The 12152-nt window shown below is 53.5% G+C and carries 11 protein-coding genes; 6 read left to right on the top strand and 5 right to left on the bottom strand.

Going from position 1 to position 12152, the window contains the following annotated elements:
* Positions 1 to 17 precede the first annotated feature (17 nt).
* Complete coding sequence (locus QMF38_RS06635; protein WP_281758969.1) at positions 18 to 659, bottom strand: O-methyltransferase; 642 nt, start codon at positions 657 to 659, stop codon at positions 18 to 20.
* Between the two features lie 254 nt (positions 660 to 913).
* Between QMF38_RS06635 and QMF38_RS06630 the strand changes: the two genes are divergently transcribed.
* A complete protein-coding gene (locus tag QMF38_RS06630; protein WP_281758968.1) occupies positions 914 to 1969 on the top strand; it encodes a phosphodiester glycosidase family protein in 1056 nt (351 codons plus the stop codon).
* A complete protein-coding gene (locus QMF38_RS06625; RefSeq protein WP_058095437.1) occupies positions 1962 to 2864 on the top strand; it encodes a hypothetical protein in 903 nt (300 codons plus the stop codon). Before QMF38_RS06630 ends, QMF38_RS06625 begins: the two co-directional genes overlap by 8 nt.
* Positions 2865 to 2916: 52 nt before the next feature.
* On the opposite strand, the gene QMF38_RS06620 is transcribed toward QMF38_RS06625, so the two are convergent.
* The 4 genes from QMF38_RS06620 to QMF38_RS06605 all read right to left on the bottom strand — a co-directional run bounded on the left by QMF38_RS06620 (position 2917) and on the right by QMF38_RS06605 (position 6373).
* Positions 2917 to 3825: an aldo/keto reductase gene (locus QMF38_RS06620; RefSeq protein WP_281758967.1), complete on the bottom strand. Its 909-nt coding sequence runs from the start codon at positions 3823 to 3825 to the stop codon at positions 2917 to 2919.
* 23 nt (positions 3826 to 3848) lie between these two features.
* Complete coding sequence (locus tag QMF38_RS06615; RefSeq protein ID WP_281758966.1) at positions 3849 to 5009, bottom strand: iron-containing alcohol dehydrogenase; 1161 nt, start codon at positions 5007 to 5009, stop codon at positions 3849 to 3851.
* Entirely contained in the window at positions 5006 to 5791 is a 786-nt protein-coding gene (locus QMF38_RS06610; protein WP_281758965.1) for a glucose 1-dehydrogenase, read from the bottom strand. Before QMF38_RS06610 ends, QMF38_RS06615 begins: the two co-directional genes overlap by 4 nt.
* A 123-nt stretch (positions 5792 to 5914) precedes the next feature.
* On the bottom strand, positions 5915 to 6373 hold the full coding sequence (locus tag QMF38_RS06605) for a DUF420 domain-containing protein (protein ID WP_058095441.1): 459 nt from the start codon (positions 6371 to 6373) through the stop codon (positions 5915 to 5917).
* Positions 6374 to 6621: 248 nt separating this feature from the next.
* Here QMF38_RS06605 and pstS point away from each other — a divergent pair, with 248 nt between their 5' ends.
* The 4 genes from pstS (at position 6622) to QMF38_RS06585 (ending at position 12146) form a co-directional block, all read left to right on the top strand.
* Positions 6622 to 7701 carry a phosphate ABC transporter substrate-binding protein PstS gene (gene pstS, locus QMF38_RS06600; protein ID WP_058095442.1) on the top strand — a complete coding sequence of 360 codons (1080 nt, stop codon included), beginning with the start codon at positions 6622 to 6624 and terminating at the stop codon, positions 7699 to 7701.
* 157 nt (positions 7702 to 7858) lie between these two features.
* Entirely contained in the window at positions 7859 to 8164 is a 306-nt protein-coding gene (locus QMF38_RS06595; protein ID WP_058095443.1) for an antibiotic biosynthesis monooxygenase family protein, read from the top strand.
* On the top strand, positions 8161 to 8541 hold the full coding sequence (locus QMF38_RS06590) for a hypothetical protein (RefSeq protein WP_157057276.1): 381 nt from the start codon (positions 8161 to 8163) through the stop codon (positions 8539 to 8541). Before QMF38_RS06595 ends, QMF38_RS06590 begins: the two co-directional genes overlap by 4 nt.
* A gap of 5 nt (positions 8542 to 8546) precedes the next feature.
* The gene (locus QMF38_RS06585) at positions 8547 to 12146 is read left to right on the top strand and encodes a chemotaxis protein CheB (protein ID WP_058095444.1); all 3600 of its coding nucleotides are present in this window, start codon (positions 8547 to 8549) and stop codon (positions 12144 to 12146) included.
* The last annotated feature ends 6 nt before the right edge of the window (positions 12147 to 12152 follow it).

Below are 12152 nucleotides of genomic sequence, written 5' to 3'. Positions count from 1 at the left end.
TCTCAACAGGAAGGCGGTCAGCCGGAAGTGGGCCCTACACGGGCAAGTGCAATCCCGTCATATATCGGCAGAAGTGCGGACGTCAGTCGGGGATGATGAAACAAGCCCTGATTAAATCTCCGCATGGCTGCCGGTGTTGGGTTCTGATCATTTGGATCAAGTACTCGATCACGTGCCAACACATTGTCACACACAATCCATGCACCTACCCGGCACAATGGCAGCACAGTCTCGAGATACTTGCCGTAGCGCGGTTTGTCCGCGTCGATAAAGACAAGATCAAACGGTTCTCCGCTTTCCTTCATTAACGATTCCAATTGCTCTAACGCATCCCCCACACGAATTTCCACCATCTCTGCCAATCCAGCATCCCGGAAGTTGCGAGCCGCGAGCTCGGCATGGTTCGCGCGTTGCTCGATAGTCACAAGTCGTCCTTCAGGCGTGAGGCCACGTGCAATACAAATTCCGCTGTAACCGGCATACGTTCCGATTTCAAGCGCCCGTTGACAGCCTTTGCTCAAGACGGTGAGCAATTGCCCGAGCATTGGGCGCACGGACATCTGTGGCAGGCCGTGCGCATCCAGCACGTGTAACACCTGCGTCAGATTAGGGTCATTTGGCAGAAGCTGTTCTGCATAACTCGTCCGATCCATCCACATGTCTACCCTTCCTGCATCATATAGGATGAGTGTAACCCATCCGGGAACGCGTATCATGACGGACACTCATGACAATTTGTGAACAATACGTCTGAGACGTTCGTCTATGAGTTGTGTCCCACGGATTTGCGATTACAATGTATAGAGGGGAAATATGTCGATGCCCCTTCATGTTTGTGTGTGAATATTCGTGTCGAACACGAAATGTACGCGTTGACCGGACAACCCTTAAACAAGTAGGTGTGAAAACAACTATGGACAATCCAAATCAACACCGTACTCGCCGGGAGAAGCGGAAGCAGGAGCAACCGCCGCAAAAGCGGCGTGGGCTACGCGTATTGATATATATCGCCTTCACCGCCGTCTTTGCGTACGTGTCTACGGTACTGTGGATCTTCGTTGGGCCGTTTTCCAACTTGCGCAACTACTTAATTCAAAGTATTGACGAGACTCGGCATGCCTATCTGTTGCGACCACTGTCTTTGTTTACTGTCTCGGAAGCTACCATTAAAAAGTATGCGCTTCCGAATAACTTAAGTGGCCCGACAATTCCCATTGCCGATTTACAACACCGCGACTTCAGCAAAATCAAGGACGGCACAATCAAGGAGATTACTCTGCAAGAACCGACGTTCAAGGCTTTTATTCTGCTCGTCAACGACCCAAAGCGGATCCGCGTCGTCGCGACGAAATATCTCGATGTTCGCGGCGAGACGGTGCAAGAAATGGTGAGTGACACAGGAGCGGTAGCCGGCATTAATGCGGGCGGATTTGTCGATACCAACTGGCAAGGGACAGGTGCGTACCCAGAGGGGATCACCATTACCGACGGTAAGCTCGTTTCGATGACCGGATCGGCAAGTGAGCCACAGCCTGTGATCGCGTTCACGAAAGAGGGCCAGATGATCGCCGGATCGTACTCGCTACGTCAGTTGCAGAGCCTGGGTATCGCTCAATGCGTCGGCTTTGGTCCCGTTTTAGTTGAAAACGGAAAGGAAACGCCGGTTGCAGGTCAATATGACAGGAACCCGCGAACCGCCATTGGCCAAACCAAAGATGGCACCGTCATTTTAATTGTGACGGACGGTCGCTATGCAACCGGACCGAATGATGCAGGCGCGAGCTACCAAGACATCGCCGACTTGATGCTGAAGTATCATGCGGATATCGCGGCCAATCTCGATGGTGGGTCTTCGTCGACCATGGTTTACCAGGGGAAGGTTCTCAACCGACCTGTGGACATCCTCGGCGAGCGGAGCGTCGCGACTTCCATTGTCGTGATGCCGGAAGGCGGTGGCAGCCATGGCTAAAAAGATGGGCCGGAGAATGCTTTTGATCGCGTTGGTGATCACGGTTGTTCAAGTGCTTGTCTTTTATCACTACAATAAATTGTTCAGCAGCAACAATTTGTCGACGCCTGACCGCATCTCGTCGTCGCCGTCCATGCAACGGTCGATTGCTCGGGAGATCGCGACGCTTAAACAGAAATACAAATTTGTTACGCCGTCGGCGGACGATCAGTACGTCGCTTACCTTGGTGCCAACAATGTCCTGCATGTGATGGACTTGCAGACCAAGCAGGACGTCTGCGAGGCCAACAATCCATATTCAGTGGAGTATGTCGAGTGGATTCAAGATGAACGCGTATTTGTTGGAGAACAGGTCATGCCGGGCGATCTCGAGCTCAAGACCGTCGACGTTCCGTCTGGTATGCAAACCATCGTCACGCGTTTTCAGGGCCTCGAACCAGACGCGGCGTTTGCCAAGATTACGTTTAGTACGTTGACCAACGACATTTACATCTTGATCAACACCAGTTCGACCAGTGCGCTGTATCACATCGGCACGATGAGTCACGTGACGCAAGTGCCGATTGGCGGGCGATTCATCAAGAATATTGCGCTGACGGCTACCGGGGACAATCTGTACTTCGAGGACTATATGGGCGGGTCTTTCAACGTTTTATACTTCGATAGCCAGGACGTCGCACATCTCGTCAAATTAAATGCGGCGCTCGTCGATGTCGTGGGCAACACGCTTTACTATGGCGACATCAACAGCGAAGGGTTGGTAACGGCCGTGTATCGCTACAGCAATCAAAGCGGCCAATCGGCGTTGGTGAAGACGCTCGCTACGCCGACTTTGGCAGCGAACATCGACATCACGGATGCAGGCGGGGTGACGGTCGATTCGTCCTCGACCTGACAGTTGAAAGTCGCAAAGTCCGAACCCTTTTGACCGCAAACGGAACACCGGCTCAAAACGGCCGGTGTTCTTTGTATTGTGCGGCGGGGAACGCCTGTTTCAATTCACGAAGTGCATCATCAGTCAACCCGGACAGCCTACCAGCCTCCACATTTTCGGACAACTGATCCGGCGAACTTGCGCCAGGAATAGCGCATGCCACAACTTCCGGATGTAAAGAAAAGGCCAAGGCGGCTTGCCCCGGTGTTCGCTCCGGCGCAGCCCTGTGCAACAGGGCAATCGCACGCGTCAAATCCGCCGCAGACCACTCGAGGTATGTGTCTCCATCGTTCACCTCTTTACGTCCCGTCAACCATCCCCTGGCAACCGGTCCACGCGCGATGACGCTGACGTCGTTTGCCCGGATTTCAGCAAACCATTCCTCTGGCCGCCTATCCAGAAGGCTATACTGCATCATGATGGAGTCAATGTTTGCACCCTGCAGGTAACGTTGAATGACATTCGGCCGGATGGACGATATGCCGTACGCCCGAATCCAACCTTTTTCCTTAAGACGTTCGAGGACATCGACGATCTCGTCAAACGGATCATCCATTGTGCCACCGTGCAGTTGGTACAAATCAATATAGTCGGTGCGCAGGCGGCGCAAGCTGGCCGCGATCGCCTGCTCGATGTATGCAGGAGAAGGGTCCCACTGCCAACCAGGTTTCCCTGGCTCAAAGCGATTTCCCACTTTCGTTGCGATCACGACCTCGCTGCGTATCCCGGCAAATGCTTGACCGACCAATTCTTCGTTGCGGCCTTGACCATACAAATCCGCAGTGTCAAAAAACGTAATACCCGCCTCGAATGCCTGACGCAACATGGGCAGGGAGACGGATGGATCAGGGGGTAAGGACATACAGCCAAAGCCAACGGCGCTAATCTGAATGCCACTTTTTCCGAGTTCGCGCGTTTCCAAGACAGTCCACCTTCCGGCTAGGTTTACATTCGATACGCTTCTTCGAGAATTGACCGGTAGTCATCCGCGCTGAGCGTGCGTGGATTACTCGAGGTAGAGCCGTTCAAGAGGGCAAGGTTCACCAGCCGCTCATCGTCTGCACGGCGGACTTCGGGAAGTTGCGAAAGAGTTGGGATGGATAGATCTCGCAACCATTCGGCAAGCGCGTCCAGAAGTGCCGCCACCGCGTCATCGTCGCTCTGTTTTGCATCGGCAACACCCATATGACGCGCGACCTCGGCGTAGAGCCATCCGCATGTGGCTGCGTTGTAGCGGAGCACGGGCAACAGAAAAACGGCGTTAGCGAGGCCGTGGGGCGTATCATACAGACTGCCGAGCGCTTCTGCGAGGCAGTGCACCGCCGCCACGTCGCTGCTACCAAAGCACATTCCTGCCAGCAAGCTGCCAAGCAGCATGTCGCTGCGGGCGGCGAGATCGTCAGGATGGTGGTACGCTTTCGGCAGCGCTCGATAAATCCGCGGCATAGCGGATGCGCCGAACGCCTGCGATAGAGGCTGCGTCAAGGTACACGTGTAACCCTCAATCGCGTGCACCAGGGCGTCAACGCCAGTGGCCGCGGTGACGGCTGGAGGTAAGGACCGGGTGAGCAGCGGATCGAGCACGGCAAGTGCAGGGCGCAAACGTTCGTGCTTTAAGGTCAACTTGCGATGGCCTTTGCTTTCGGTGATGACTGCCGAGCGTGTGACTTCTGAGCCGGTCCCTGCGGTCGTGGGCACACATGCGATGGGCGCTGTCGCTCCATAACTGCGGCGTCCATCCGCGTAATCCAGGGGGACACCGCCTTGGCGCCCGAGAAGTGCGATGGCTTTTGCGGTGTCCATCGCACTACCGCCACCTACAGCGACAACCGCATCGGCGCGATATCGCTGGAAGGCCTGTGCGCCACGCAGGCAATCTTCGTCGCGCGGGTTGGCTTTGACTTCCGTGAAGAGTTGCGGCAGAAAACCGGATCCTTGGAGATTTTTGACGATGGTTTGCGGAATGCCCGTCGCCATCAGGCCCTCATCGGTCACCAGCAACAAACGGCGCCCAAAGCCGAGGCGCAGTAAGTGATGTGCCAACTGTTGGCTGACGCCTTCGCCAAATTGAATATCGGTGGCAATCGAGTAAGAAAACGATGTCATGCGTTCACCTCGTCGTCGGGTTCATAAATCATCTTAATAGTCATGCCGCCGTCGATCACGAGATTTTGCCCGGTCATGAACGACGATGCGGAAGATGCGAGAAACAGGCAAGCTTGCGCGATATCGTCGGGAACGCCGACGCGCCCAACTGGATGTTGCTCGCGATCAACCGGACGGTGCACCGGGTGTGTGCGCCGACTTTGCTTCTGCCAGTCCCCAACTTCAATCCAGCCGGGCGAGATGGCGTTGACACGGACCTCGGGGCCCAGACTGACGGCAAGCGCGTGCGTCAGGGCGAGAATGCCTCCCTTTGACGCCGAGTACGGTTCCGTGTTTGCTTCTGACATCAGCGCGCGTGTTGATGCAATGTTGACAATACAGCCCCGCGACTGACGCAGCCAGGGAGCCGTATGCTTCGCCATAAGAAAAGGTCCACGCAGATTGACGCCGAGAATTTCGTCCCAGACGGCAACAGGCAGTTCCTCCACCGGAACGTTGGGTGCCCCAAGCCCCGCATTGTTTACGACGACGTCGATCCGGCCGTAGCGCTGAGTCACATGTTGCACCAATGCAGAGACGGATTCCTCCACAGCGACATTTGTTTGTACAAACCATGCGTCACCCGGGCATTGACGCTTGGCCAATTCCATTTCCACCTCACGGCCCGCCTCTTCGTCAATTTCGGCGATCACGACGTGATCGCCTGCGTTGCTGAACGCTTCGACGAGGCCGCGGCCAATACCTTGACCGCCACCGGTGACAATGACGACACGTTCGCCCATGCGATACACCTCCACGTGAACAGGAGATGTCTCCTGTATATGTACCTTCTACCATAACGCAAATAAGGCCTGTCCCCAAGTGAGGGCAGGCCTTATGTTGAAACCGTCGCGAAGCTCATGATATCAGTGTCCGAGGTACGAGTGTAACAAACTCGCCGCCTGTCCTGGTGTGTATAGTACATACAGGAGGATGAAGACGACGAGCCCTGTCGCCGCCGTCACGAACCAAGTGACGACGGTCCACGGGCCAATTTTACGGTGCCTTGAAAACCGACCGCGCAGAGCGAAGACGAGCGTCACGATACCAAGCACCGCTGCGACAGTTGCGAGGATGGAGTGTGCCTGCAAAAACGTGTAGTAAAAAACGCGCTGGGACTTTGGTCCGCCGAACTCGTTGTCGCCAATGATGAAGGTCTTTAGAGCATAGATGATGAAAAACAACGCGGCAAATACGACCCCGGTCAGCATCCAGCGGCGATGTATCCGCACCCGATGCTTTCGGATCTGCACCCAGCCGATAGCAAAGCACAGTGCGCTCAGTAGAATACAAGCTTCATTCAGATAGGAAACAAATATGGCCAATCACCGCACCACCTTTCAAAGCCTTCGCAAATTGTAGCAGATGAATCTCGCAAATACATTCAACTTATTGCGTGTAGCCGACAATGTCAGTCTTTGTTCGCAATTGGCACAAACAAACCTGGATCAAGAAGAAAATATAGAATTCCCATGCAAGAACTTCACAAAACGGTCACGGTATATTTACCAACTTTGTCTACTCTGTCTACGTCAAGCGTTACTGCAAAACACATTTCAGGAGGGTCATACAGATGCGCACGACGAAACAGATGTGGACCGTTGGCATGGTAACGGCAGGTATCCTTTTGAGTGGCACTGCGGCTCCTGTCTTCGCAAATCAATCGTTGACGGAGACAGGGTCTTCTCTCATGTATCCACTCTTCCAACAAGAATGGATTCCTGCATACAAGGCCGTCGCGCCAAACGTATCGATAAGCGCCGCCGCAACCGGTAGTGGTACTGGCATTTCGGATGCCATCGCGGGCACGGTGAACATCGGTGCTTCCGATGCATACCTTGCTCCTTCAGAGGTCGCCTCTGCCCCGGGCGTTGAGAACATTCCAATGGCAATTTCCGCCCAAACCATTATGTACAATTTGCCTGGCTTGAAGCCATCTCAGCACTTGAAACTGTCGGGCAACGTGCTTGCTTTGATTTATGAGGGGAAAATTATGAAGTGGAATGACGCGCGTATTGCGGCATTGAATCGGGGGCTTCCGTTGCCCAATAAGCCCATTGTGACCGTGCGTCGCTCAGACGGGAGTGGCGATACATTTCTCTTTACAACCTTGCTAAGCGATACAAATCATTGGTGGTCGGCAAACGTGGGGTATGGCACGAGTGTGTCATGGCCAGCGGTGCAAGGGCAGATCGGCGCGAAAGGCAACAGCGGGATCGTCGACGCCTTGGCCAAAACGCCGTACTCCCTCTCCTATGTGGGCATTAGTTATCTGAAACAGGCGTTGGCAACGAGCCCGACCATGGGTGAAGCGGCTATGCAAAACCGCGCAGGCAAGTTTGTGTTGCCGACACCTGCAACGATTCAGGCGGCAGCAAAGGTTGGAGCCCAACACGTTCCGCAGGACGAGGCGATCTCGCTCATCTACGAGCCGGGAAGCGATTCGTATCCGCTCATTAATTTCGAGTATGTCATCGTCAACCGCAAGCAGCCGGACACCGATACGGCGACCATGCTAAAGGATTTCTTGCAGTGGGCGATCAGCCCTCGTGGCGGCCAGCAGGCGAAGTACATGACGCCTGTCAACTTTTTGCCGTTACCACCCAGTATCAGCGCGTTGAGCAAAGCGCAAATCGACCAGATTCATGGCTGATTTCTGTCATTTCGTCAGTCTTTCAGGCCCATGCGAGTTGGCATGGGCCTTTTTTGTGTGGGACAACGGGTATGAGCGTCCAGACAAAAGGTGACAACAGACGTTTCATATTTCATAATGATGCTCATGCAGTAAGGCCAGAGGAATGAGAGTGAATATGTATATCGTGCATTCAACCATTGTCGTGCCTTTGGAGAAGGTGGACGAAGTCATTGCTATCTATCGCCACCGCACGAGACGCGTCGACAAGTGGCCAGGTTTTCTTTCATTTCAATTGTTGCAAAACGAACATCGCCCCGAAGAGCTGACCGTGCAATTGACCTGGCAAGACAAAGAGTCGTATTTGGCGTGGGCGCGAAGCGACGATTTTCGCCGCGTGCACGAACTCGAGAAGCGTTATCCGGACGCCGAATTAAAATCCGTGCGACCGACAGTCCGGAAGTATCAGGTGGTGGCGGAGTGATTGAGCAAATTTGTGCAGCGTGGATCGATGACGTGGTGGCAAATTTGTATCGGGAGCATCCCGAGTGGTACGAGCGATACGGTGAAGTGGGCAGGATCAAGTGTCGCGAGGATAACGTTCATCACGTGCGCCATCTCGAGACTGCGTTTCAGCTTGAGAACATGGACATATTCACGGATTATGCAGTTTGGCTGAACGGGATATTAGAAGCGCATGGAATGTCCGTGGAGCATTTGATGGACAACCTGTGCAAGATGGTGGAAACCGTTTCTGAAAGGACAGAGTTGACGGCGGAAAGGCGGGCGTTTTTTGCGAAAGCTTTAACGGCCGCCGTGGAAAGATTGCGGTCGCAATGCCGTTCTGCAGACAAGGGGTGAGACGCATGACTTCATCCGAACTGCGACCGTCCTACATCGTAGGGATTGGTGCATCTGCCGGCGGGCTGGAAGCGCTCACGGCTTTGTTTGAACATCTTGCACCGGATACAGGGATGGCATTCGTCGTCATTCAACACTTATCACCTAACTATCGAAGCTTTATGGCGGAGTTGCTTGGCACGCACACGTCGATGCGCATTGTGCAAGCCGAACACGATATGCCCATCGAACCCAACGTCGTCTACTTAAATCCACCGCGTAAGAATCTTTTTATTGAAAATGGGCGTCTCGTTGTGCACGACCACACAGCGATCAAGGGAGAATTGCATCTTCCTATCGACGGCTGTTTTCATTCGCTTGGGCAGGATATTCGGGAGCGGGCAGTGGGTGTGGTGCTCTCCGGCACTGGTAGCGACGGTTCGCGCGGTATTGTCACCATCAAGCGCAACGGCGGCAAGGTCTTTGTTCAGGACGAATCGGCGAAATTTGACGGTATGCCGCGCAGTGCGTTGGCCTCAGGCGTCGTCGATGCGGTACTACCGCCAGACCAGTTGGCCGCTCAATTAAATAGTCTCGCACGCGGTGAACTGATGGTCGGGACCACGCGATCGCATGAGCATGTATCCGGCGAGGATCATGACGATGAGATGGATTCACAAAAATATCAGCGGTTACTGGATTTGCTTTTTCAAAATACAGGCATCGACTACCAGGTGTACAAGCGCGATGGCGTCATTAGGCGTTTAAAACGAAGGATGGGTATCGAGAACATCCCGGACGTTGAGCAGTATCTCGAGCTATTGCAGACGCACCCGGAGTCGGTGCAGGATTTGCACAAAGACTTGCTCATTGGTGTGACGAGTTTTTTTCGCGATCCGAAGGCGTTTCAAATTATATATGAGCAAGTGTTACCCCAGATCTTTGCAAACCGGGCACGCGAGCGGGAAGTGCGTGTTTGGGTGGCTGGTTGCTCGACGGGTGAAGAGGCCTATTCCATCGCCATCTTGATGCAAGAATATATGGCGGCAACCGGAACGAAGTATAACGTGAAAATCTTTGCGACCGATTTAGATAGGGATGCAATCGCCTTTGCGGGGGACGGCGTGTATCCCGTCGAGATCGAAAAGGTCGTGAATCGGACGCGACTACAAGCGTTTTTCACGCGCGTCGATGCAGGTTACCAGGTCAAGCCCGAGATTCGCAAAATGATTATCTTTGCGCCGCATAACATCACGAAAGACCCGCCGTTCATCAATACCGATTTGATTACGTGTCGCAACATGTTGATCTATTTACAATCGGACGTGCAGCATCGGATATTGTCACTGTTTCATTTCGCGCTGCATTCTCATGGATTTTTGTTTCTGGGGCCCAGTGAAAGCATTGGCCGGTTGGCCAATCTGTTTGTGCCCGTGAATACGAAGTGGAACATCTTTCAGCACGCAGATGCGAGCGGTGCGCTGGCATTGTATCAGCAGGCGCCATCCTTGCCGACGGGTATCAAAGTGGCGTCAGCACACGTCGATTTAGCTCCGCGCGCGGAAGCCGTAAAGCAGCAAACACGGGTGGGCGGGTCATCGCACACGGACGAACTGTACCGCATTTTTGTCGAGGAGCACATGCCTGCTTGTGTCGTGATCGACGACAAACAGGACGTCGTGTCGTTACACGGAAATGTCAACAAGTATCTAGCTCTTGCCAGTGGTAGACCCAGTAACAACGTTCACAAGATGTTCGACTCATCGATTTCGGTGGCTATCGTGACGGCTATCAGTAAGATCCGAAAGGGCAGCCTGGAAGTCGTTTACGATGACGTGCATATGAAAGATGGCAACGATGTGCGCGTCACTTTGGTGGTTCGCCCGCTTTCCCACAACGTGGACCGTTTTCGCAACCATGTCTTGGTTCTCTTTAAAGAGGTGGAACGTAGGCCGCAATCGGTGTCCACGTATGGCGATATGGTGACAAGCGTCAACCAGCACGTGATTGAACTGGAACGGGAACTGCAGATGTATCAAGAAAAGTTGCAAGTCACGGTCGAGGAGTTAGAGACATCGAACGAAGAACTGCAGGCAACCAATGAGGAAATTGTTGCTGCCAACGAAGAGTTACAGAGTACGAACGAAGAATTACATTCCGTCAACGAAGAGCTACTGACGATCAACGCGGAATACCAGCTCAACATTCAGCAGTTGACGGAATTGAACAATGACATGGACAACTTCCTCGCAAGTACGCAAATTGGAACGTTGTTTCTGGATCGCGAGATGAAGGTCAGGCGGTTTACGCCAGCAATTACAAAAGAAATCAACTTGCTTGAAGTCGATATTGGGCGGCCCATCTCGCATATCTCGCATCATCTCAAGTACGATGAAATGATTCAGGATGCGGAAAAGGTATTGGCCACCAGTATACCGATTGAACGCGAGATCGAAAGCAAGACAGGGCATTGGTACAGTGTCCGGATTTTGCCGTACCGCACGGCTGAGCAACCCATTAAGGGCACAGTGCTGACATTCGTCGATATCACAAGCATGAAGAAGATGAACGAAGAGCTGCGCAAGTTGTCCTATGCCATTGAGCAAAGTCCGAGCATCGTCGTCATTACCGACCCATCCGGCGCGATCGAATACGTGAATCCTAAGTTCTGTGAGTGCACGGGCTTTACACACGACGAGATGGTTGGCAAGGATATCGCGTCACTGCATGTATGGGGCAGTGGTGAGACAAGTTATGCGTCCGTCTGGAACTCGGTGGTCGGCGGGAGTCGCTGGGCAGGCGAGTTGCCAACCCTGCGCAAGGACGGTACGACATATTGGGAGTCGCTGTCGCTCGTTCCCATTTTGAGCGATCAGGGTGACACGATTCATTACTTGAAGGTTGCGGAGGATATTACGGAAATCAAGGAAACGGAAGAACTTCTCCGCAAGTCGGAAATGTTGTCCGCTGTCGGAGAGTTGGCGGCGGGCATTGCGCATGAAATTCGCAACCCACTGACGGCGTTAAAGGGCTTTACGAAGTTGATTCGCACGGGTTCGCACAGCGAGTCATATTTGGAAATTATGCATCAGGAATTAGAGCGGATCGAGTCGATTATTAACGAGTTGCTTGTGCTGTCCAAACCGCAGGCGTTACATTTCAAACCGGCCAACTTGGTCGACGTGATTCGAGATGTCGTGATGCTGTTAGAGACTCAGGCCTTGCTTAATCAGGTGGAGATTGTGTTTGAAACGGCGACGGAAGAGTTGACGATTGAGTGCGTCGAAAACCAGCTGAAGCAGGTGTTTATCAACCTCGTGAAAAATGCCATTGAGGCGATGCCAAATGGCGGCGTCGTATCCGTGAACTTGGCGTTGACTGCTGACGAAGACGTGCTGTTGACCGTGCAGGATCAAGGGGTAGGCATTCCTGAGGAGAAGCTGGCGCGACTCGGCGAGCCGTTCTACACGACAAAAGACAAAGGGACAGGCCTTGGCCTTATGGTGAGCTTCAAAATTGTGGAACAGCACGGCGGAACGATCCGCTATCGCAGTGCCCCGGGACAGGGTACGACGGCAGAAATCCGCTTGCCATTGCACAAATCGCCGACTGCGGACGCCCGGTAAACGGGC

It is taken from the genome of Alicyclobacillus hesperidum subsp. aegles, assembly GCF_027923525.1.
In the GTDB taxonomy this organism is placed as follows: domain Bacteria; phylum Bacillota; class Bacilli; order Alicyclobacillales; family Alicyclobacillaceae; genus Alicyclobacillus; species Alicyclobacillus aegles.
This window is presented reverse-complemented; position numbering and strand designations above follow the sequence as displayed.

Bases quoted from the DNA above. Each gene is read 5' to 3' on its own strand.
- QMF38_RS06635 (WP_281758969.1), bottom strand. From the start codon at position 659: ATGTGGATGGATCGGACGAGTTATGCAGAACAGCTTCTGCCAAATGAC.
- QMF38_RS06630 (WP_281758968.1), top strand. From the start codon at position 914: ATGGACAATCCAAATCAACACCGTACTCGCCGGGAGAAGCGGAAGCAG.
- QMF38_RS06625 (WP_058095437.1), top strand. From the start codon at position 1,962: ATGGCTAAAAAGATGGGCCGGAGAATGCTTTTGATCGCGTTGGTGATC.
- QMF38_RS06615 (WP_281758966.1), bottom strand. From the start codon at position 5,009: ATGACATCGTTTTCTTACTCGATTGCCACCGATATTCAATTTGGCGAA.
- QMF38_RS06610 (WP_281758965.1), bottom strand. From the start codon at position 5,791: ATGGGCGAACGTGTCGTCATTGTCACCGGTGGCGGTCAAGGTATTGGC.
- pstS (WP_058095442.1), top strand. From the start codon at position 6,622: ATGCGCACGACGAAACAGATGTGGACCGTTGGCATGGTAACGGCAGGT.
- QMF38_RS06595 (WP_058095443.1), top strand. From the start codon at position 7,859: ATGTATATCGTGCATTCAACCATTGTCGTGCCTTTGGAGAAGGTGGAC.
- QMF38_RS06585 (WP_058095444.1), top strand. From the start codon at position 8,547: ATGACTTCATCCGAACTGCGACCGTCCTACATCGTAGGGATTGGTGCA.